Origin of the sequence: Pseudomonas sp. TNT2022 ID642, from assembly GCF_028656995.1 — a bacterium.
Taxonomy (GTDB): Bacteria; Pseudomonadota; Gammaproteobacteria; order Pseudomonadales; family Pseudomonadaceae; genus Aquipseudomonas.
Map to the genome: position 1 here is coordinate 61,333 of NZ_JAMDGW010000002.1, position 15,843 is coordinate 77,175.

20 protein-coding genes are annotated in these 15,843 nt (G+C 58.4%); 9 read left to right on the forward strand and 11 right to left on the reverse strand.

Features of this window, described 5'->3' with window-relative positions; genetic code table 11:
• Positions 1-65: 65 nt before the first annotated feature.
• Genes M5G26_RS03710 through M5G26_RS03720 form a run of 3 tightly spaced genes read right to left on the reverse strand, consistent with a single transcriptional unit; the run spans position 66 to position 1,104 of the window.
• Positions 66-404: a hypothetical protein gene (locus tag M5G26_RS03710; RefSeq protein WP_122597112.1), complete on the reverse strand. Its 339-nt coding sequence runs from the start codon at positions 402-404 to the stop codon at positions 66-68.
• Positions 401-787: a phage holin family protein gene (locus M5G26_RS03715; RefSeq protein ID WP_016985474.1), complete on the reverse strand. Its 387-nt coding sequence runs from the start codon at positions 785-787 to the stop codon at positions 401-403. The genes M5G26_RS03710 and M5G26_RS03715 overlap by 4 nt, the downstream gene beginning before the upstream one ends.
• Positions 788-789: 2 nt before the next feature.
• Entirely contained in the window at positions 790-1,104 is a 315-nt protein-coding gene (locus tag M5G26_RS03720; RefSeq protein WP_007908653.1) for a DUF883 family protein, read from the reverse strand.
• Between the two features lie 304 nt (positions 1,105-1,408).
• Here M5G26_RS03720 and M5G26_RS03725 point away from each other — a divergent pair, with 304 nt between their 5' ends.
• Complete coding sequence (locus tag M5G26_RS03725; protein ID WP_134176311.1) at positions 1,409-2,617, forward strand: ammonium transporter; 1,209 nt, start codon at positions 1,409-1,411, stop codon at positions 2,615-2,617.
• Here M5G26_RS03725 and M5G26_RS03730 read toward each other — a convergent pair.
• Entirely contained in the window at positions 2,614-4,326 is a 1,713-nt protein-coding gene (locus M5G26_RS03730) for a cation:proton antiporter (protein WP_134176310.1), read from the reverse strand. The two genes, M5G26_RS03725 and M5G26_RS03730, sit on opposite strands and share 4 nt — an antisense overlap.
• A gap of 208 nt (positions 4,327-4,534) precedes the next feature.
• On the opposite strand from M5G26_RS03730, the gene M5G26_RS03735 reads away from it, so the two are divergent.
• The 3 genes from M5G26_RS03735 to M5G26_RS03745 all read left to right on the forward strand — a co-directional run bounded on the left by M5G26_RS03735 (position 4,535) and on the right by M5G26_RS03745 (position 6,163).
• A complete protein-coding gene (locus M5G26_RS03735; protein WP_134176309.1) occupies positions 4,535-4,771 on the forward strand; it encodes a glutaredoxin family protein in 237 nt (78 codons plus the stop codon).
• Positions 4,772-4,883: 112 nt separating this feature from the next.
• Positions 4,884-5,201, forward strand: a complete 318-nt coding sequence (locus tag M5G26_RS03740; protein ID WP_007908658.1) for a transcriptional regulator — start codon at positions 4,884-4,886, stop codon at positions 5,199-5,201.
• Between the two features lie 71 nt (positions 5,202-5,272).
• The gene (locus M5G26_RS03745; RefSeq protein WP_273914474.1) at positions 5,273-6,163 is read left to right on the forward strand and encodes a pseudouridine synthase; all 891 of its coding nucleotides are present in this window, start codon (positions 5,273-5,275) and stop codon (positions 6,161-6,163) included.
• 80 nt (positions 6,164-6,243) lie between these two features.
• Here M5G26_RS03745 and M5G26_RS03750 read toward each other — a convergent pair whose 3' ends face one another.
• Together M5G26_RS03750 and mobA are read right to left on the reverse strand one after the other, a co-directional pair.
• Positions 6,244-6,465: a YgdI/YgdR family lipoprotein gene (locus M5G26_RS03750; RefSeq protein ID WP_007908660.1), complete on the reverse strand. Its 222-nt coding sequence runs from the start codon at positions 6,463-6,465 to the stop codon at positions 6,244-6,246.
• Positions 6,466-6,543: 78 nt separating this feature from the next.
• Positions 6,544-7,146 carry a molybdenum cofactor guanylyltransferase MobA gene (gene mobA, locus M5G26_RS03755; RefSeq protein ID WP_273914475.1) on the reverse strand — a complete coding sequence of 201 codons (603 nt, stop codon included), beginning with the start codon at positions 7,144-7,146 and terminating at the stop codon, positions 6,544-6,546.
• Between the two features lie 81 nt (positions 7,147-7,227).
• Between mobA and moaB the strand changes: the two genes are divergently transcribed.
• Complete coding sequence (gene moaB / locus M5G26_RS03760; RefSeq protein WP_007908664.1) at positions 7,228-7,767, forward strand: molybdenum cofactor biosynthesis protein B; 540 nt, start codon at positions 7,228-7,230, stop codon at positions 7,765-7,767.
• Positions 7,751-8,977 carry a molybdopterin molybdotransferase MoeA gene (locus tag M5G26_RS03765; RefSeq protein ID WP_273914476.1) on the forward strand — a complete coding sequence of 409 codons (1,227 nt, stop codon included), beginning with the start codon at positions 7,751-7,753 and terminating at the stop codon, positions 8,975-8,977. Before moaB ends, M5G26_RS03765 begins: the two co-directional genes overlap by 17 nt.
• Before the next feature lie 61 nt (positions 8,978-9,038).
• On the opposite strand, the gene M5G26_RS03770 is transcribed toward M5G26_RS03765, so the two are convergent.
• Positions 9,039-9,347 (reverse strand): hypothetical protein, encoded by a 309-nt coding sequence (locus M5G26_RS03770; RefSeq protein WP_191625187.1) that lies wholly within the window; start codon positions 9,345-9,347, stop codon positions 9,039-9,041.
• A 313-nt stretch (positions 9,348-9,660) separates the two neighbouring features.
• Between M5G26_RS03770 and yegS the strand changes: the two genes are divergently transcribed.
• Positions 9,661-10,578, forward strand: a complete 918-nt coding sequence (gene yegS / locus M5G26_RS03775) for a lipid kinase YegS (RefSeq protein ID WP_134176305.1) — start codon at positions 9,661-9,663, stop codon at positions 10,576-10,578.
• Here the strand turns inward: yegS and M5G26_RS03780 are convergent.
• The 3 genes from M5G26_RS03780 to M5G26_RS03790 form a co-directional block, all read right to left on the reverse strand.
• Complete coding sequence (locus M5G26_RS03780; protein ID WP_034155212.1) at positions 10,562-11,221, reverse strand: response regulator; 660 nt, start codon at positions 11,219-11,221, stop codon at positions 10,562-10,564. The genes yegS and M5G26_RS03780 overlap by 17 nt on opposite strands.
• Positions 11,218-12,111, reverse strand: a complete 894-nt coding sequence (locus M5G26_RS03785; protein ID WP_134176413.1) for a sensor histidine kinase — start codon at positions 12,109-12,111, stop codon at positions 11,218-11,220. The genes M5G26_RS03780 and M5G26_RS03785 overlap by 4 nt, the downstream gene beginning before the upstream one ends.
• 481 nt (positions 12,112-12,592) lie before the next feature.
• Positions 12,593-13,060 carry a hypothetical protein gene (locus M5G26_RS03790; protein WP_150694205.1) on the reverse strand — a complete coding sequence of 156 codons (468 nt, stop codon included), beginning with the start codon at positions 13,058-13,060 and terminating at the stop codon, positions 12,593-12,595.
• A gap of 453 nt (positions 13,061-13,513) precedes the next feature.
• On the opposite strand from M5G26_RS03790, the gene M5G26_RS03795 reads away from it, so the two are divergent.
• Both M5G26_RS03795 and M5G26_RS03800 read left to right on the forward strand, forming a co-directional pair.
• On the forward strand, positions 13,514-14,449 hold the full coding sequence (locus tag M5G26_RS03795; protein ID WP_102900403.1) for a chemotaxis protein CheV: 936 nt from the start codon (positions 13,514-13,516) through the stop codon (positions 14,447-14,449).
• A 196-nt stretch (positions 14,450-14,645) separates the two neighbouring features.
• On the forward strand, positions 14,646-15,452 hold the full coding sequence (locus M5G26_RS03800) for an MOSC domain-containing protein (protein ID WP_273914477.1): 807 nt from the start codon (positions 14,646-14,648) through the stop codon (positions 15,450-15,452).
• A gap of 72 nt (positions 15,453-15,524) precedes the next feature.
• Here the strand turns inward: M5G26_RS03800 and ppnP are convergent, their stop codons facing one another.
• The gene (gene ppnP, locus M5G26_RS03805; protein ID WP_003226701.1) at positions 15,525-15,809 is read right to left on the reverse strand and encodes a pyrimidine/purine nucleoside phosphorylase; all 285 of its coding nucleotides are present in this window, start codon (positions 15,807-15,809) and stop codon (positions 15,525-15,527) included.
• Positions 15,810-15,843 lie beyond the last annotated feature (34 nt).

Here is a 15,843-nt window from a genome sequence, read left to right on the forward strand (position 1 = left end):
ATTGAACCTCCGGATAAAGAGGTTCATCCCGCCGATAGTGCAAGAATGTAGCCAGATGTATCTGTTTAGCGTTTGGCCGAACTCTGCATCACCAGTTTGATCAGCGGCCCGAGGCTGGTGCCCAGCCGGATCAAGCGGCTCAACCCGCCGACGCCGCCGCTTTTCGCGCCTTTGCCGGTGATAAAGCCCAATAGCGTAACGGCGGCCACGCCCCACAATGGCGCGTGTTTGATGCCGAAACCACCTTGCAGGTTTTGCGTCATGCCACGCATGCGATGCAGGGGTTGCAGGACTTGCCCGGCTTCATGACGAATTTCCTGGCGATGCATTTCCATGCGCAGGCGGATCAAAGCCTTGCGCATTTCCCGCCGCGAGCTGTTGTGTGGCAGTTCAGGCAGGCTCATGGCAACAGGCGCTCCCGGTCGTTGGCCAGCTCTTCGAGTGTGCCGTGGAAAGGCGAGGATTCATCGAAGATCGCAGCCTTGAGGCGTAGTCCGCAGAAGATCGAGGCCAGGGTATAAAAGACGCACAGGCCGATGATCGCGGCAAGCCGGTAAGTGTCCCAGAACACGATCATCACCAATGTCGATAAACCCACCAGCAACAACAGGGCAAAGACCAAGGCCAGACCTGCGAACAGCAACAGGCTGACGGTTCGTGATTTCTGCTCCTGCAATTCGATGCCGAACAATTCGACATGGCTGTGCAGCAGACCCAGAACGGCGGCGCCCAAGCGTCGCGTGGAAGAGGCGGTGCCCGCAGTCGGGCCGGATTCACCGATCGACATAATCAGCGCCGAGTGGCCAGCAGGCCGATCAGAAAGCCGACACCGGCGGCAATACCGACGGATTGCCACGGGTTGGCCGACACGTAATCTTCTGTAGCGGTGACAGCAGCCTGACCGCGATCGCGCAGGGTTTCTTCGGTCAGTTTCAGGGTCTCGCGAGCGCGCAGCAGGCTGTCGTGGATCTGCTCGCGTAGCTCATCGGCCTGATCGCCGGCCAGGGTGGCGGTGTGCTCGAGCAACCGTTCGGTGTCGGCGACCAAAGTCTGGAAGTCGTTCATGAGGATTTCTTGAGCAGTCTTTGCCTTGATGCTGGCCATGGTGGATCTCCGTAAGTGACGTCTGAAGCGTTCGAGTATGAGCCTTGCGCGAAGGTTCAGTACAAATGACTGGTACAACTTTTGCTGTGTCGTGGTGCGTCGCCCGACCGTTATGCGCTGTTGCCGGGCGTGCGCCTTGAGAAACCTTATCCCAAACAAGCCCGGTTCGTGTCAGCACATCGACCTCGTGCGCCAAACCAGTTCGCCGGACCTTCGGATCCGTGACTGTGCGGTCGCAACTTGGTGCATGAAATGTGCGCATGAACCGCTTTGGTGCCTTTTTCGCCTTTAGGTCTGCCTGCTTATGGAAAATCTGCAAAGCGCTGTGGACACGCTGGTTCACAGTTCCAATACCTTGTTCATTCTGATCGGTGCGGTGATGGTGCTGGCGATGCATGCCGGTTTCGCCTTTCTGGAAGTCGGTACGGTGCGCCAGAAAAACCAGGTGAATGCGCTGTCGAAGATTCTCAGTGATTTCGCTGTCTCGACCCTGGCCTATTTCTTTATAGGCTATTGGATCTCCTACGGCGTGACGTTTATGCAACCGGCGGCGGTGCTGAGTGCCGACCACGGTTACGGACTGGTGAAGTTTTTCTTCCTGCTGACTTTTGCTGCCGCGATCCCGGCGATCATCTCCGGCGGCATCGCCGAACGCGCGCGTTTCGTGCCGCAGTTGTGCGCCACGGCGCTGATCGTAGCGTTCATCTATCCGTTTTTCGAAGGCATGATCTGGAACGGCAACTACGGTCTGCAAGCGTGGCTGACGGCGCAGTTCGGCGCCGCTTTCCATGATTTTGCCGGTTCCGTGGTGGTGCACGCCATGGGCGGTTGGCTGGCGCTGGCGGCGGTGCTGTTGCTCGGACCACGCAATGGCCGTTACCGCGACGGGCGTCTGGTGGCGTTCGCCCCCTCGAGCATTCCTTTCCTGGCCCTGGGTTCGTGGATTCTGATTGTCGGCTGGTTCGGCTTCAACGTGATGAGCGCGCAGACGCTGCAAGGCGTCAGTGGTCTGGTGGCGGTCAATTCGTTGATGGCGATGGTCGGCGGCACCATGGCAGCACTGCTGGTCGGGCGCAATGACCCGGGTTTTCTGCACAACGGCCCATTGGCCGGGTTGGTGGCGATCTGTGCCGGGTCCGATCTGATGCATCCGGTCGGTGCGCTGGTGACCGGTGCAATTGCCGGCGCGCTGTTCGTCTGGTGCTTTACCGCCGCGCAGGTGAAATGGCGCATCGACGATGTCTTGGGCGTGTGGCCATTGCACGGTTTGTGCGGCGTCTGGGGCGGGATTGCCTGCGGGATCTTCGGCCAGACCGCGCTCGGCGGGATCGGTGGCGTCAGCCTGATCAGCCAGTTGATCGGCACCGTACTCGGCGTCGCTGTGGCGCTGGTCGGTGGTTTCGTCGTATACGGCGCGATCAAGGCGCTGCACGGGCTGCGCCTGAGTCAGGAACAGGAGTATTACGGCGCCGATTTGTCGCTGCACAAGATCGGCGCGGTAAGCCAGGATTAAGTCTCGGCATCGTCGCTACCCGGATAGAAACCGTGGAGCAGGCGATAGCGGTCGATGCGCACCTGATCGACTTTCTCCTGCACCTGATGCGCCGGCAGACCAAGCATGATCAAGGCGTGAGAGGCGAGCATCAGGCTTGACTCCAATAGCTCCGGCACCACTTCGGTGGCGCCGGCGGCTTTCAATTCGGCCCATTGGCTGTCGTCGCGGGTGCGTACCAGGATCGGCACATGGGCGTTGAGCCGGCGCGCTTCCTTGAGGATGCGCAGGGCAATGTCACTCTGATCCACGGCGACCACCAGCAGTTTTGCGCGCAGCAGGCCAACGGCGTTCAGCAGATCGCCGCGCGACGAGTCGCCGTAATGCACGTCACTTTCTCCAATGGCGGCTTCCTGCACCCGTACCGGGTCATTGTCCAGTGCGATATAGGGCTGTTTGGCATTGCGCATGAAACGACCGATGGATTGGCCGACGCGGCCGTAACCACAAATCACCACATGCTGGTTGAGGTCGGCGTTGAGTGCGCTGATCTCTTCGATTTGCGCTTCCTGATTGGGTTTGCGGTGCAGGACTGCAGCGATACGTGGCGCGGCGCGCAGCAGCAGGGGCGTCAGCAGCATCGAGCAGAATGTCGCTGCGAGCAGCAGGTCGCCCAGCGCTTCGGGCATCATGCTGTGTTGCTGCATCTGCGCCATGAGTGCGAAGCAGAACTCGCCACCTTGGGCCAAGGCCAGGCCGCTGCGCCACGCCGTTTCGCTGTCACTGCCGCGCCACTTCACCAACAAGGCGACGACGATGCCTTTGATCACCATCAACCCTAGGGTGAGTCCGAGGATCAACAGGCTGTGACTGAGGAACAGTTGCAGGTCGATGAGCATGCCGATGCTGACGAAAAACACCCCGAGCAGGATGTCGCGAAACGGTCGGATGTCGGCCTCGATCTGATGCCGATAGTGGCTTTCACCGAGCAACATGCCGGCCAGAAATGCACCGAGGGCAGGGGACAGGCCCAGCAGGTGAGTCAGCCATGCGGTCAACAGCACAATCACCAGCGCCAGCAGCACGAACAACTCTGCCGAACGTGACGCGGCCACTTCATGGAACAGCCGCGGCAGTAACCAGCGACTGGCCAGCAGCAGACCGACAAACAGCACCACGGTTTTTGCCAACGTCAGTGGCAGCGCCCAGTACCAGACTTGCTCGCTGCTACCGGCGAACACGGGAACCAGCGTCAACAGCAACACCGCGATCACGTCCTGAAACAGCAACACGCCAACGGCATTCTGCCCGTGGCTGCTGAACACCTCACCGAGGCTGCCCAGTTCTTTGGTCACGATCGCTGTGGATGACAACGAAAGCCCGGCGCCGAGCAACAGCGCTGGCGTCATCGGCATGCCCAGCAGCATCAGCAACAAACCGAGCAGCGCCGTGCTGATCAGCACTTGCTGGCTGCCGAGACGAAAAACCACCTGGCGCAGAGCGATCATCTTCGACAGGGAAAACTCCAAACCCAGTGAAAACAACAGAAACACCACGCCCAATTCGGCCACATCCGGCAGGTGTTCGCTCTCGTTGACCCAGTCGAATGCACTCGGCCCCACCAGCAATCCCACGCACAGATAACCCAGCACCGGCGGCAGCCGCAAGCGCCGGAACAGGGCAATCACCACGAGGGACGAGGCGAGGATAATCAACAGATTGGCAAACACTGGACACTCCGATGTCAGATTCAGGCTTTTCAAGCGTAGAGGCAAAAAGGCCAGGAGGATCGCGTAATTGGTTTTTGTGCAGACTGATTTGCGTCAGGGTTTTGCCTGTGAGTTCTTGCCCAGGCGCTGGAGCCTTTGGGCGGTGGCGGCTCGACGGGTTTTCAGGTGCGGCTTAGAATAGGCCCACTCATTTTCTGGTTGAGCGCTCATGCTTCCTGAATGTCAGTTGTTTGGCACCCTGGGGTGCCATTTGTGCGAAGTCGCCGAGGCTGAGCTGATGCCTTTTGTCGAGCATGGCTTGCTGGTTGAACTGGTCGATATTGCTGAAGACGAATCCTGGTTCGAGGCTTATAGCCTACGGATTCCAGTATTGCGCCGTGTCGATACAGGTGCTGAGCTGGGCTGGCCATTCAGCGCTGATGAGGTCGTGGCATTTCTGCGTTGATCCGTATTTTCCAGTTCATCCCGCCGGTCGCCGCTGCCATCCATTCCTTGGCATTTTGCGGATTGTTCGGTTACTGTATGTTCATACAGTAAATGCGTCAGAGGGATGAACCGTGGTCAATGTCGAACAGTTGAAGAACAGCGTGAACCGGATGTCGGTTGATGTGGTGCGCGAGGCCGTTCTCGAACTGCGCCTCGACGGGTTGGTCACGGAGGGCAAGACGCCGTTCAACAAACTGCATTTCAACACCTGCTTCGCCGAGATCGAGGCCTTGTTTCAGCGTGCCGGTTACCACAAACAACTGGATGTGGTCGGTTACCAGGGCTTGCTCTACGCCTTGTACGACCCGGGTCGCTGGGAGGCCGTCGATGTGCTGCGCTGGCTCAAGGAGTTCACAGACGCCGCAGCGCTCAAGTCGATCCCGGCCTGAGCAATCTGCGCTAGGTTCGTCTCCCTCTGTGTTGGATAATGCCGAGCTGTATTGAGGGTCCGAATTTTCGTATGTCCACATCTACATTCTCTGCTGCTCAGAATCAGGCGAGCACGCTTTATCTGCCGCCCGGTGCGTGGCTGACCGTACTCGATTGTCTGTGCGAGCATTTCCGCGCGATTGACCGCGAACAATGGCTGGACCGGATCGCCCGGGGACGGGTGCTGGATGGTCATGGCCAGCCGATCTCGGTGGATCTGGCTTACAAGGAAGGTTTGCGGATTCATTATTTTCGCGAAGTGCCGGACGAGAAGCCGATCCCGGTGGTCGAGTCGATTCTGTATGCGGACGAACATCTGGTGGTGGCTGACAAACCGCATTTTCTGCCGGTGACGCCCGCCGGAGAATACGTTGAGCAAACCTTGTTGCGCAGGCTGATTCGTCGTCTGGACAATCCGCACCTGGTGCCGCTGCACCGCATCGACCGGCACACGGCGGGACTGGTGATTTTCTCGGCCAACCCGCAAACCCGTTCGGCCTATCAGTCATTGTTCCCGACGCGGCAGATCGACAAGCGTTATGAGGCTATCGCCCCGGCGCTGCCAGACCTGCAATTCCCCCTGGTGCACAAAAGCCGTCTGGTGGATGGCGAACCGTTTTTCCGCATGCAGGAAGGCGCGGGTGTCAGCAATACCGAAACGGCGGTGGAGGTCCGGGAAAAACATGGCGATCTGTGGCGTTATGGGTTGTTTCCGGTGACCGGCAAGAAACATCAACTGCGCGTCCACATGACAGCGTTGGGCGCGAGCATCTGTAACGATCCTTTTTATCCGGCTGTGTTGAAAGACGCCGAGGACGACTACGCCAATCCGTTGAAGTTGCTGGCGCAAGGTCTGCGGTTTATCGACCCGGTGACCGGTGACGAGCGCGAATTCGAGAGCCGGATCACGCTGCAGTGGTGATACCGACTTCACTTTTCGAGCGCCCATGAAAAAGCCCGCAATCAATGCGGGCTTTTCTGTATCCGGTGTCGATCCAGAGCTTACAGCTCTTTAACGGTACGAACCTGATCCTTGTTGATGCGAGTTTCTTTGCCGTCCAGCTGTTTGAACTCGTAGAAGCCCGAATCGTCATCGTATTTCGGGGTGTCGACGGCCTGGATTTCGCGACCGTCATTCAAGGTGATCACTGTAGGCGACGAGCAACCGGCGAGGGTGGCAAGGCCCAGTGCGAGCATGAAAGTGGCGAGGGTCCGTTGAGTCATGGGTGTGTCTCCGAATGGGAATTCTTTTGGTTACTGAGCTTGAGACGTATACAAGGCGTGAGAGTTCCTTGAATGGTGTCAGTCTGACACAGTGTTGTGGGAATTTAACAGTTCGGGGGTGTTGAGGTTGGCCAGTCGCGGGTCGTTGTCCGGGCACTCCAGGGCAGTGGCGCCGAGATTGCGCATGACCCGCCCGGGGCTGCGCTCACCGGCGTTCCAGGCGTTTTCGAAGGCGTCTAGCAAAGCCACCGGAATCACACACAGCAGCGGTTCCCAATGCCCGTCATGGCGCAACATTAAAGGTTTTTCAGGATTGTGATTGGCCGTCTCGCGCATGCTTTGCAGTAACGCTGCGTCAATGCGCGGGACATCACAGGGCAAGACCAGCAGGTGCGAATGGCGCGCCGCTTTCAGGCCCGCACGAATGCCGGCCAATGGCCCCGGAAAATCGCCCTCGTCATCGACCACCAATTGATCGGCGAATGGCGCGTAACGCCCGCGATTACGGTTGCAGGAGATGATCAGGTCGTCAGTCAGTGCACGGACCTTGCGCTGCAAATGCGCAATCAACGGCTCGCCCTGCCACTCGACCAGGCCTTTGTCCTGACCGCCCATGCGTTGGCCGCGTCCGCCTGCCAGGAGCAGAATGGAGCAGGGTGGCAATTGCGTATTCAGGGGCATGGCAGCTCTCCAGAGGGGCGGCGAAAAAATGAGGCGCTGTGATATAACACCGGGCTGTTTCTCCTACAACTGGACGAGCCTATGAAAGCCAAGGCTGATGTACCTTTCGTGCCGCTCAATATTGCGGTGCTGACAGTCAGTGACACCCGCACCCTGGAAACCGACACCTCAGGTCAGGTCTTTGTCGACCGCTTGACGGCGGCAGGCCATTTTCTGGCGCAGCGGGTCTTGCTCAAAGATGACCTCTACAAAATTCGCGCGCAAGTCGCCACCTGGATTGCCGACGATGTCGTACAAGTCGTGCTGATCACCGGCGGTACAGGTTTTACTGGCCGCGACAGTACTCCTGAAGCAGTTGCCTGCCTGCTCGACAAACAGGTCGACGGGTTTGGTGAGTTGTTCCGGCAGATTTCGGTAGCCGATATCGGCACCTCCACGGTGCAGTCCCGTGCGCTGGCCGGTCTGGCCAATGGCACGCTGGTTTGCTGCCTGCCGGGTTCGACCAATGCCGTACGCACTGGTTGGGATGGCATTCTGGGCGAGCAGTTGGACGCTCGTCATCGCCCGTGCAATTTCGTGACTCATTTGAAGCAGGCGGCGCCTTGTGAATCCCGTGGGTAAGCCGGGCAAGACCGGGGCATTGATGCCGGTCGAGGTGGCACTGGCGCGTCTGCTTGAGATGGCCGAAGCCTCGCCAATTGCCGAGCATGAATACTTGCCGCTGGCTCAGGTTCAGGGACGTGTGCTGAGCGAAGATCTGATTTCGACGCTGGATCTGCCGCCTTGGCCTAACAGTGCCATGGACGGATATGCGTTGAACCTGGCGGACTGGACTGGCGAGCCCATGCCGGTCAGTCAGAAAGTGTTCGCCGGGCAATCCCCAGAGCCTTTGAAACCGGGCACCTGTGCACGGATTTTCACCGGCGCTCCAGTACCTGCGGGCGCTGATTGCGTGGAAATGCAGGAAAACGCAGAGGTTCAAACCGATGAAATGGTGCGCTTCCTCGAACCGATGAAAGTCGGGCAGAACATACGCCCGCAAGGCCAGGAAACCACCGTCGGTGAGCTGATCCTGCCTGCCGGAACCCGCTTGGGTCCGATAGAGCAGGGGCTGGCCGCATCGTTGGGCTGCGCCGGGTTGAAGGTGGTGCGCCAAGTTCGCGTGGCGGTGATTTCCACCGGCGATGAATTGGTCGAACCAGGCCAGGCGTTGGGGCCGGGTCAGATATACAACAGCAATCGGGTGCTGCTGTGCAGCTGGCTGCAACGTCTGGGCTGTGAGGTGATCGATGCCGGTATTCTTCCGGATAATCTGGCCACTACCCGCGCCCGCCTGGGTGAATTGCAGGATGTTGATTTTATTCTTTCCACCGGTGGCGTGTCGGTGGGTGAGGCGGATTTTCTCGGTATCGCTTTGCGAGAAGAGGGCGAGCTTGCCCTTTGGAAGCTGGCGATCAAACCCGGTAAACCGCTCACGTTCGGCCATTTCCGCAACGTGCCGGTGATCGGCTTGCCAGGCAATCCGGCGTCGACACTGGTGACCTTTGCGCTGCTCACTCGACCTTACCTGTTGCGCCGGCAGGGCGTGCGGGACGTCGAGCCGCTGAAGTTCACCGTACCGGCTGGTTTTGACTGGCCGGTGGCAGGCAATCGGCGTGAGTACCTGCGGGGCCGTCTGGAGCAAGGACGGGCGACTGTTTACCGCAACCAGAGCTCAGGCGTGCTACGTAGCGCGGTGTGGGCGGATGGATTGGTCGAAGTGCTGGAAGGTCGCACGCTGAGCGCAGGAGACCCCGTAGTCTTCATTCCGCTGAGTGACCTGCTGGGCTGATCACTGTCATGCAAATGCAGGCGTCGGCTGACTGAGACGGCGCCTGCAATGACTCATTCACTTAATTGCTGATCAATGTCACAAGCTGGTCGAATCGGCTATTGGCCACCCAGCCCAGCAGACCCAGCACGACCGCTGTTGCACCCGCCGAGTAGGCGAGCCGGTGCTTGATCGTTCTGACGTCACCGCGGATTTCATCCATGTCCCGCCGAAGGTATTTGAGATGGGTCTCCAGCTCGGTTACTCGGGGTTCCATATCAATTTCTCCAGTGGTTCTGGCGCTGTTTTTGAAATCGGACTTATGCTTCGCGCGACTTTCGACGAGGGGGCCAACGGGACTCACTGGCATTCTGGCTTCATGACTTGGCATGGAAGCATCCACCGGTTGTTTCGATTGTTCGCTTGCAAGCTTTTCCAGCTCTCGAACTGGCAAGAGCCCTGGGGGTGTATCCACTCATTACATGCACGTCCTTGTGTGTTGGATTGAAGATCGATACCGCGAGCACACGGTGACCCAATGCTCGGACCGGGTCAATTAAGCCGATTCCGCATGTTTTGTAAGAAAAAATACCGCTGTGTAGGACGCCCGCGCCAAAAGGTTGAATTAATTAGGGGGCTGACGGCTTTTTTGCCTGCCGCTGCGGTCAAGATGTCTCGACCGATTCGATTTTGGGAGAGACGTGATGAGTGAACGCCGGGCGCTGTTGATTCTGCATGGCAAGCAGGCACTCAACGAGGCGGTTCGCACCGCCGTCGAGGACAAGCGCAAGCAAGGCTGGGAGCTGGCCGTGCGTCTGACCTGGGAGGCAGGGGACGCTCAGCGTTGGGTTGAGCAGGCTTTGGCGGATGGCTACACGAAGATCATCGCCGGCGGTGGCGATGGCACCTTGCGCGACATTGCCGAGGCGCTCGCGGCGCACCCGGGCAAAGCCAGCCTGGTGCTTTTACCCTTGGGCACCGCTAACGACTTTTCCCGCGCCGCCGGTGTGCCACTGGAGCCTGCCGAAGCGCTTGAGCTGCTTGATGTGCCGCCGCGCGACATCGATCTGGGCGAAGTGGGCGGGCAGATTTTCCTGAATATGGCCACGGGGGGGTTCGGCAGTCAGGTCACGGCCAATACTTCCGAGGACCTGAAAAAAGTACTCGGCGGTGCAGCCTATCTGTTCACCGGTTTGTCACGATTCAGTGAGCTGCATGCCGCTTATGGTGAACTTCAGGGGCCGGACTTTCACTGGAGTGGCGAAATGCTCGCGCTGGGTATCGGCAATGGCCGTCAGGCCGGTGGCGGGCACGTACTGTGCCCGGAAGCGCTGGCCGATGACGGGTTGCTGGATATCAGTATCCTGCCGGCGCCACAGGAGCTGGTGGGCACGTTGAAGACGCTGCTCAGCGATGGTTTCGGCATCGATAACATGTTTATCCGAGCCCGTTTGCCATGGGTCGAAATCAAAGTGGCCGAGGGACTCTGCATCAATCTGGATGGCGAACCACTGGAAGGTGACAGCTTGCGATTTGAAGCGCGTCCGGCAGCGTTGCGCGTGCATTTGCCGGAGCACTCTCCATTGTTGGGCGGCGCCGGATCGGTCAGTCGTCCAGGCTGATGATCTGTTCGCGCACGGCGAACAGAACCAGGCCCGCCACGTCGTAGATTTGCAGGCGCTTCATGATCTGTGAACGGTGGGTCTCGACAGTCTTGATGCTCAGCCCCAGACCATTGGCGATTTCCCGGGTGGATTTGCCCCGCACGATCAAGCGCAGGATTTCCAGTTGGCGCGCGGTCAGATTGTGCGAGTCGGCGATTTCCGGCTGCTGCTTCTGATTACGGGTCAGGGCCTGATTGATCACTGTGTGGGCGATGGCCGGGCTCAGGTAGCGCTCGTTGTTGCGCAAGGCTTCCAGTGCATGTTCGAGTTCGGTGGCCGTGGTGTCTTTGAGCAGATAGCCGTGGGCGCCGGATTCCAGTGCCTGCATGATCAGCGCCGGATCGGTATGCATCGACAGGATCAGCACCTTGCTCTGCGGACGGACTCGCTTGAGTCGCTGCAAGGCTTCCAGGCCACCGGTTTCTTTCATGGAGATATCCAGCAGCACGATATCCGGACTCAGTTGCTCGACCATTTCGAGCAACTGCGAGCCGTCATTGGCCTCGCCAATCACCGCGTAACCGGGAATATCCAGCACCAGAGCGCGCACGCCGGCCCTGATCAGCGAGTGGTCATCCACCAGAAGTAAGTTGCAAGTCAACGCATAACCTTATTCGTACTGGCCCGCTCGAGTGCGCGAGGCGCCCAAGGGAAGAGTGCTTCGATTTGGGTGCCTTTGCCTGGCTCGCTGATGACGTTCAGGGTGCCACCCAGTTGCTCGATACGTTCGGCCATCCCGGCCATGCCTCGTTGTCCTTCTCGACCCGGATTGGCAGCCGGAGCGAACCCCTGGCCGTCATCGCTGATCAGCAACGTCAGACCTTTGGGCAGACGTTGCACGCGTATCACCAGGTTTTTCGCCTGGGCGTGACGCAGAATATTGGTAACAGCCTCTTGGGTAATACGAAAGGCGGCGACCGCCATTTCTTCCGGGATACCGTTAAGGCGCTGCTGGCAATCGAGGCTCCAGTGCACGCTGGTGTTGGTTAATGTCTTGAGCAGATGCGCGCGCAGGCTGGCTTCAAGCCCCAGGCTGGTCAACTGGCGCGGATTGAGAATGGCCGAAACGTCGCGCACCTTATTGAGGGTTTCTTCCAGGGTGTCGCACAGCGCCGTGCAGTGTTCCTGCAAGTCATCCGGCATGCGCCGCTTGAGCCACTCGCTTTGCAGTTTGGCAGCCGTCAGCAACTGGCCGATATCGTCATGGAGTTCGCGGCTGAGGCGATGGCGTTCGTTTTCCTGGACTTCCAGCAGGCGGTCAGCGAGTTCTTGCGGCTGAAACTTGATCGATTTGCGTGACAACCGATATTGCACCCAGACGCACGCGGTGGCGGCCATGTCGAGCAGTAGCAAGCCCAGGCTGAGTGGTGTCGAAAGACCATAGGTCAGCAGGCTGCCGAGCGTTGCCGCGATGCACAGTATGAGTGTGAACCGGCGTGCATTTTCCCGGGAGGGTGGCCATGTGGTGATTGACTTGAGGCTGGCGTACATAACGGATGGAGCCAATGGATGTTCGCTGCGGGCAGACCGGCCGGAGGCTGGCGGGTCTCTGTCTGAAAATGCTGTCACTTATGTTATTGATTTCAACGCGGTTCGCTGAACGCATTGACCGCCAACTTCAACGGATGGCTCTCTCTGAAATCACTATGCCATTAATTCGAAAGCAACTAATGGGCGGCATAATACCACTTAAGATACCGTTGGTCGCGCTCGCTATATATGTCCATTGAGTCAGGAAATACGTGATATTGGACGTAAGTTCCATAATGGAAAATAGACGGTTTATTGTCTTCGATAGATGTCGGTGTTGCCCGAAGTTGTGCTTCTTAACACACAGGCAAACCCTTAGGCTGGCAGGAAACATTTGTGTCTGTCAGAGGTGATTATTTAATTCGACTTGTCGCTGGCAGGTATGAACTATTTCAATTACGACATTCACGTCCCGACAGTCTGCAGGTGTTCAGAGTGATGATCAGGCTTGCCCGGAATAGGGCCGTTGGGGCAAACGTTTGCTCGCGAGTGGTGGCTGAAGCTGGCTTTGGCCGACTTGATAGGCGAAGGCTTCGATCAGCGAGGCCTGTTCGCTTTCATCCAGACTCAGTTGCCCGGTCTTCTGATCGATCAGTTCAAGCTGCCAGGCCATCAGCGTGAAGCAATCCTGCAATGCTTGCAGAGCCTGTTCGTGAAGGTCGATGCGATCCTGGGGCAGGTTGAGCAGGCTGTAAATGTGCAGCGAGAATTCGGAGATCGCTTCTAGCGCCAGGGCTTCAGCCCGGCGTGCGAGTTTGAGGAGGGTGCCGAGCATGCACTCGATGGCGTCCTTGTCGTTGCTGATCAGTTGCAAATGGCTGAGGCATTCTTCGGACTTGGCCAGAAGTTTTTCGGCCTCGGCAAGGAATTCGGGGAAGCGTTCTACCCACTCTTTGCGGTCCATTGGCATGCTTATCTCCACCACGTCATGTCTGATGAGGGAATGCCGTGTGTGGCGACGATCATGAATCGTCGGGAGATCGCGCCCAGACGTGCAGGTGCACACACTGAGGGGGTCCAGAGGGCTTGTTTCCGCTGAATTGCGATCGCACACAATAGCCTGACTCCGTTCATGCAATGAGAATGGCGTCACATTAATGGCTATTGGATATTGCGAATATCAGGTTGGGCCTGATTGATACTAGGGGAATCCCTTAGGCGCGGGAACCTACCGTGCAAACCGAGGTCGCGCCGCAGAGAATGTAGCAGATGAAAATCACTGCGCCAGTAAAGCATGATGTTAATGTGACATCAATGCCCGATCATGGCATTTTTGACGAGGCTGGCTTGGCAATCAAGAACTGCCATTTGCCGCCGATAACCTCACATAGTGAATTCATCAGAACAAGCCCAGGAGTCATTGATGGCCGGCATTCTCGACACGGTAGACCAACGCACGCAACTGGTGGGTGAGAATCGCCTGGAAATTCTCATGTTTCGACTGGCCGGGCGTCAGTTGTTCGCGATCAACGTGTTCAAGGTTCAGGAAGTGCTGCAACTGCCGAAACTGACCCTGATGCCGCAGCGTCACCCGTTTGTGTGCGGAGTGGTCAACCTGCGCGGTCAGACCTTGCCGGTGATCGATCTGTCGCAGGCGATCGGCATGCGTCCCTTGGTGCCGGGTCCGAACAGCACCATCATCGTCACCGAGTACAACCGCTCGGTACAGGCCTTCCTCGTCGGTGGCGTGGATCGCATCGTCAACATGAACTGGGAAGCCATTCTGCCGCCGCCGACCAGCGCCGGACGTCAGCATTACCTGACCGCGATCAGCAAGGTCGACGATCAACTGGTAGAAATCATCGACGTCGAGAAAGTTCTCGCCGAAATCGTTCCGTACAACGCCAAGGTCTCGCGTGAAAAACTCGATGATCCGGTGCTGGAGCGCGCCCGTGGCCGTGAGGTGCTGCTGGTGGACGACTCCAACGTGGCGCTTTCGCAATTGCGCGACACTCTCGGCCAGCTCGGCGTGAAAATGCACATCGCCAGCGATGGCCTGAAGGCGTTGAACATGCTCAAGGGCTGGGCTGATACCGGCGTGAACATGACCGACAAGCTGCTGATGATCTTCACCGATGCGGAAATGCCGGAAATGGACGGTTATCGCCTGACCACCGAAATTCGCAACGACCCGCGTCTGCGTGGTTTGTACGTGGTGTTGCACACCTCGCTGTCCGGCAGTTTCAACGACTCGATGGTGAAGAAGGTCGGTTGCGACAACTTCCTCTCGAAATTCCAGCCGGACAAACTGGTCGATGTGGTACGTCAGCGCCTGATGCTCGACGAAGTCCCCGCCTGATCATTCCCCCCCGCAAATCCTGTGGGAGCGAGCCTGCTCGCGAAGGCGGATTCCACGTTGACTCATTGGTTGAACGGAAAACCGCTTTCGCGAGCAGGCTCGCTCCCGCAGAGGATTTGCATCGCACTAAACTCTGGCTTTGATTCGCGGATAAAGCTCGTATAGGGTGGCGTTTTTATCCTCCAGGGAGCTGGCCATGCTGCGTCTGAGCGCGCTTTATCGTTACCCGTTGAAATCCGGCAAAGTCGATGTGCTAAAAAGTGTCGACCTCGACAAGCTGGGGCTTGATGGTGACCGACGCTGGATGCTCGTGGACGAAGCCAGCGGCCGCTTCCTGACCCAGCGCGCCGAAGCGAAGATGAGTCAGTTGTCGGCGCTGTGGAATGCGCAGGGCGGTCTGACCCTGAGCGCACCTGAACAGTCCTCCATCGACATCGCCTTGCCGGGCAATGACGCCGAACTGCGCGGTGTGACGATCTGGCGTGACACTTTGCGCGTGCCGGATGCCGGTGAAGAAGCAGCGCGCTGGGTCAGCGATTTCATCGGCAAGCCGACCCGTCTGGTGCAGGTGCCGCTGGATCGTGCCCGCATGACTCAGGCAGGTTTCGGCAAGGATGACGATCAGGTCGCATTCGCCGACGGATTTCCCCTGCTGTTGATCGGCGAGGCGTCCCTGCAGGATCTCTCGGACAGAGTCGGTCGTCCGCTGGAAATGCTGCGCTTTCGGCCGAATCTGGTGATCGAAGGCAGTGAGGCGTATGCCGAAGATGGCTGGAAGCGCATTCGCATTGGCGATGTCGAGTTCCGCGTGGTCAAGTCGTGCTCGCGCTGCATCCTCACCACCATCGACCCGCAAACCGGTGAGCGCAGTGCCGATCGCGAGCCGCTGGCAACCTTGCAGAAATATCGCGCTCAAGCCGATGGTGCGATGTTTGGCCAGAATCTGGTGAATGACCGTAATGGTCGACTCGAAGTCGGCATGCCGGTGGAGATTCTCGAGTAGTCCGTCACTGAAACGAAAAATGCCCGTGTCTTTGGACACGGGCATTTTTGTTGGTGCAGTGAAACCGTTGCTTTAGCCGCGGTATTCGCACAGGTAAGCGGTGTCGACCGCAACCTTCAGCTGGAACTTGCTGTTGGCCGGGACGTTGAACTGGCTGCCGGCGGCGAAGGTTTCCCAGTCGCTGCTGTCGGGCAGTTTGACGGTCAATGCGCCGGACACCACATGCATGATTTCACGCTGAGCGGTGCCGAATTCGTATTCGCCCGGGGCCATGACGCCGATGGTCGCCGGACCTTCAGCGGTGCCAAAGGCGATCGACTTGACGGTGCCGTCGAAGTACTCGTTGACTTTAAACATGGGCGATTCCTCGAAAAGGGTTAAAAATTGGAGG

Coding starts and splice junctions, on each gene's coding strand:
- M5G26_RS03710 (WP_122597112.1), bottom strand. CDS start 404: ATGAGCCTGCCTGAACTGCCACACAACAGCTCGCGGCGGGAAATGCGC.
- M5G26_RS03720 (WP_007908653.1), bottom strand. CDS start 1,104: ATGGCCAGCATCAAGGCAAAGACTGCTCAAGAAATCCTCATGAACGAC.
- M5G26_RS03795 (WP_102900403.1), top strand. CDS start 13,514: ATGGCCGGCATTCTCGACACGGTAGACCAACGCACGCAACTGGTGGGT.
- M5G26_RS03735 (WP_134176309.1), top strand. CDS start 4,535: ATGCTTCCTGAATGTCAGTTGTTTGGCACCCTGGGGTGCCATTTGTGC.
- M5G26_RS03790 (WP_150694205.1), bottom strand. CDS start 13,060: ATGCCAATGGACCGCAAAGAGTGGGTAGAACGCTTCCCCGAATTCCTT.
- M5G26_RS03745 (WP_273914474.1), top strand. CDS start 5,273: ATGTCCACATCTACATTCTCTGCTGCTCAGAATCAGGCGAGCACGCTT.
- M5G26_RS03750 (WP_007908660.1), bottom strand. CDS start 6,465: ATGACTCAACGGACCCTCGCCACTTTCATGCTCGCACTGGGCCTTGCC.
- ppnP (WP_003226701.1), bottom strand. CDS start 15,809: ATGTTTAAAGTCAACGAGTACTTCGACGGCACCGTCAAGTCGATCGCC.
- yegS (WP_134176305.1), top strand. CDS start 9,661: ATGAGTGAACGCCGGGCGCTGTTGATTCTGCATGGCAAGCAGGCACTC.
- M5G26_RS03785 (WP_134176413.1), bottom strand. CDS start 12,111: ATGTACGCCAGCCTCAAGTCAATCACCACATGGCCACCCTCCCGGGAA.
- moaB (WP_007908664.1), top strand. CDS start 7,228: ATGAAAGCCAAGGCTGATGTACCTTTCGTGCCGCTCAATATTGCGGTG.
- M5G26_RS03770 (WP_191625187.1), bottom strand. CDS start 9,347: ATGCCAAGTCATGAAGCCAGAATGCCAGTGAGTCCCGTTGGCCCCCTC.
- M5G26_RS03715 (WP_016985474.1), bottom strand. CDS start 787: ATGTCGATCGGTGAATCCGGCCCGACTGCGGGCACCGCCTCTTCCACG.
- M5G26_RS03725 (WP_134176311.1), top strand. CDS start 1,409: ATGGAAAATCTGCAAAGCGCTGTGGACACGCTGGTTCACAGTTCCAAT.
- M5G26_RS03800 (WP_273914477.1), top strand. CDS start 14,646: ATGCTGCGTCTGAGCGCGCTTTATCGTTACCCGTTGAAATCCGGCAAA.
- mobA (WP_273914475.1), bottom strand. CDS start 7,146: ATGCCCCTGAATACGCAATTGCCACCCTGCTCCATTCTGCTCCTGGCA.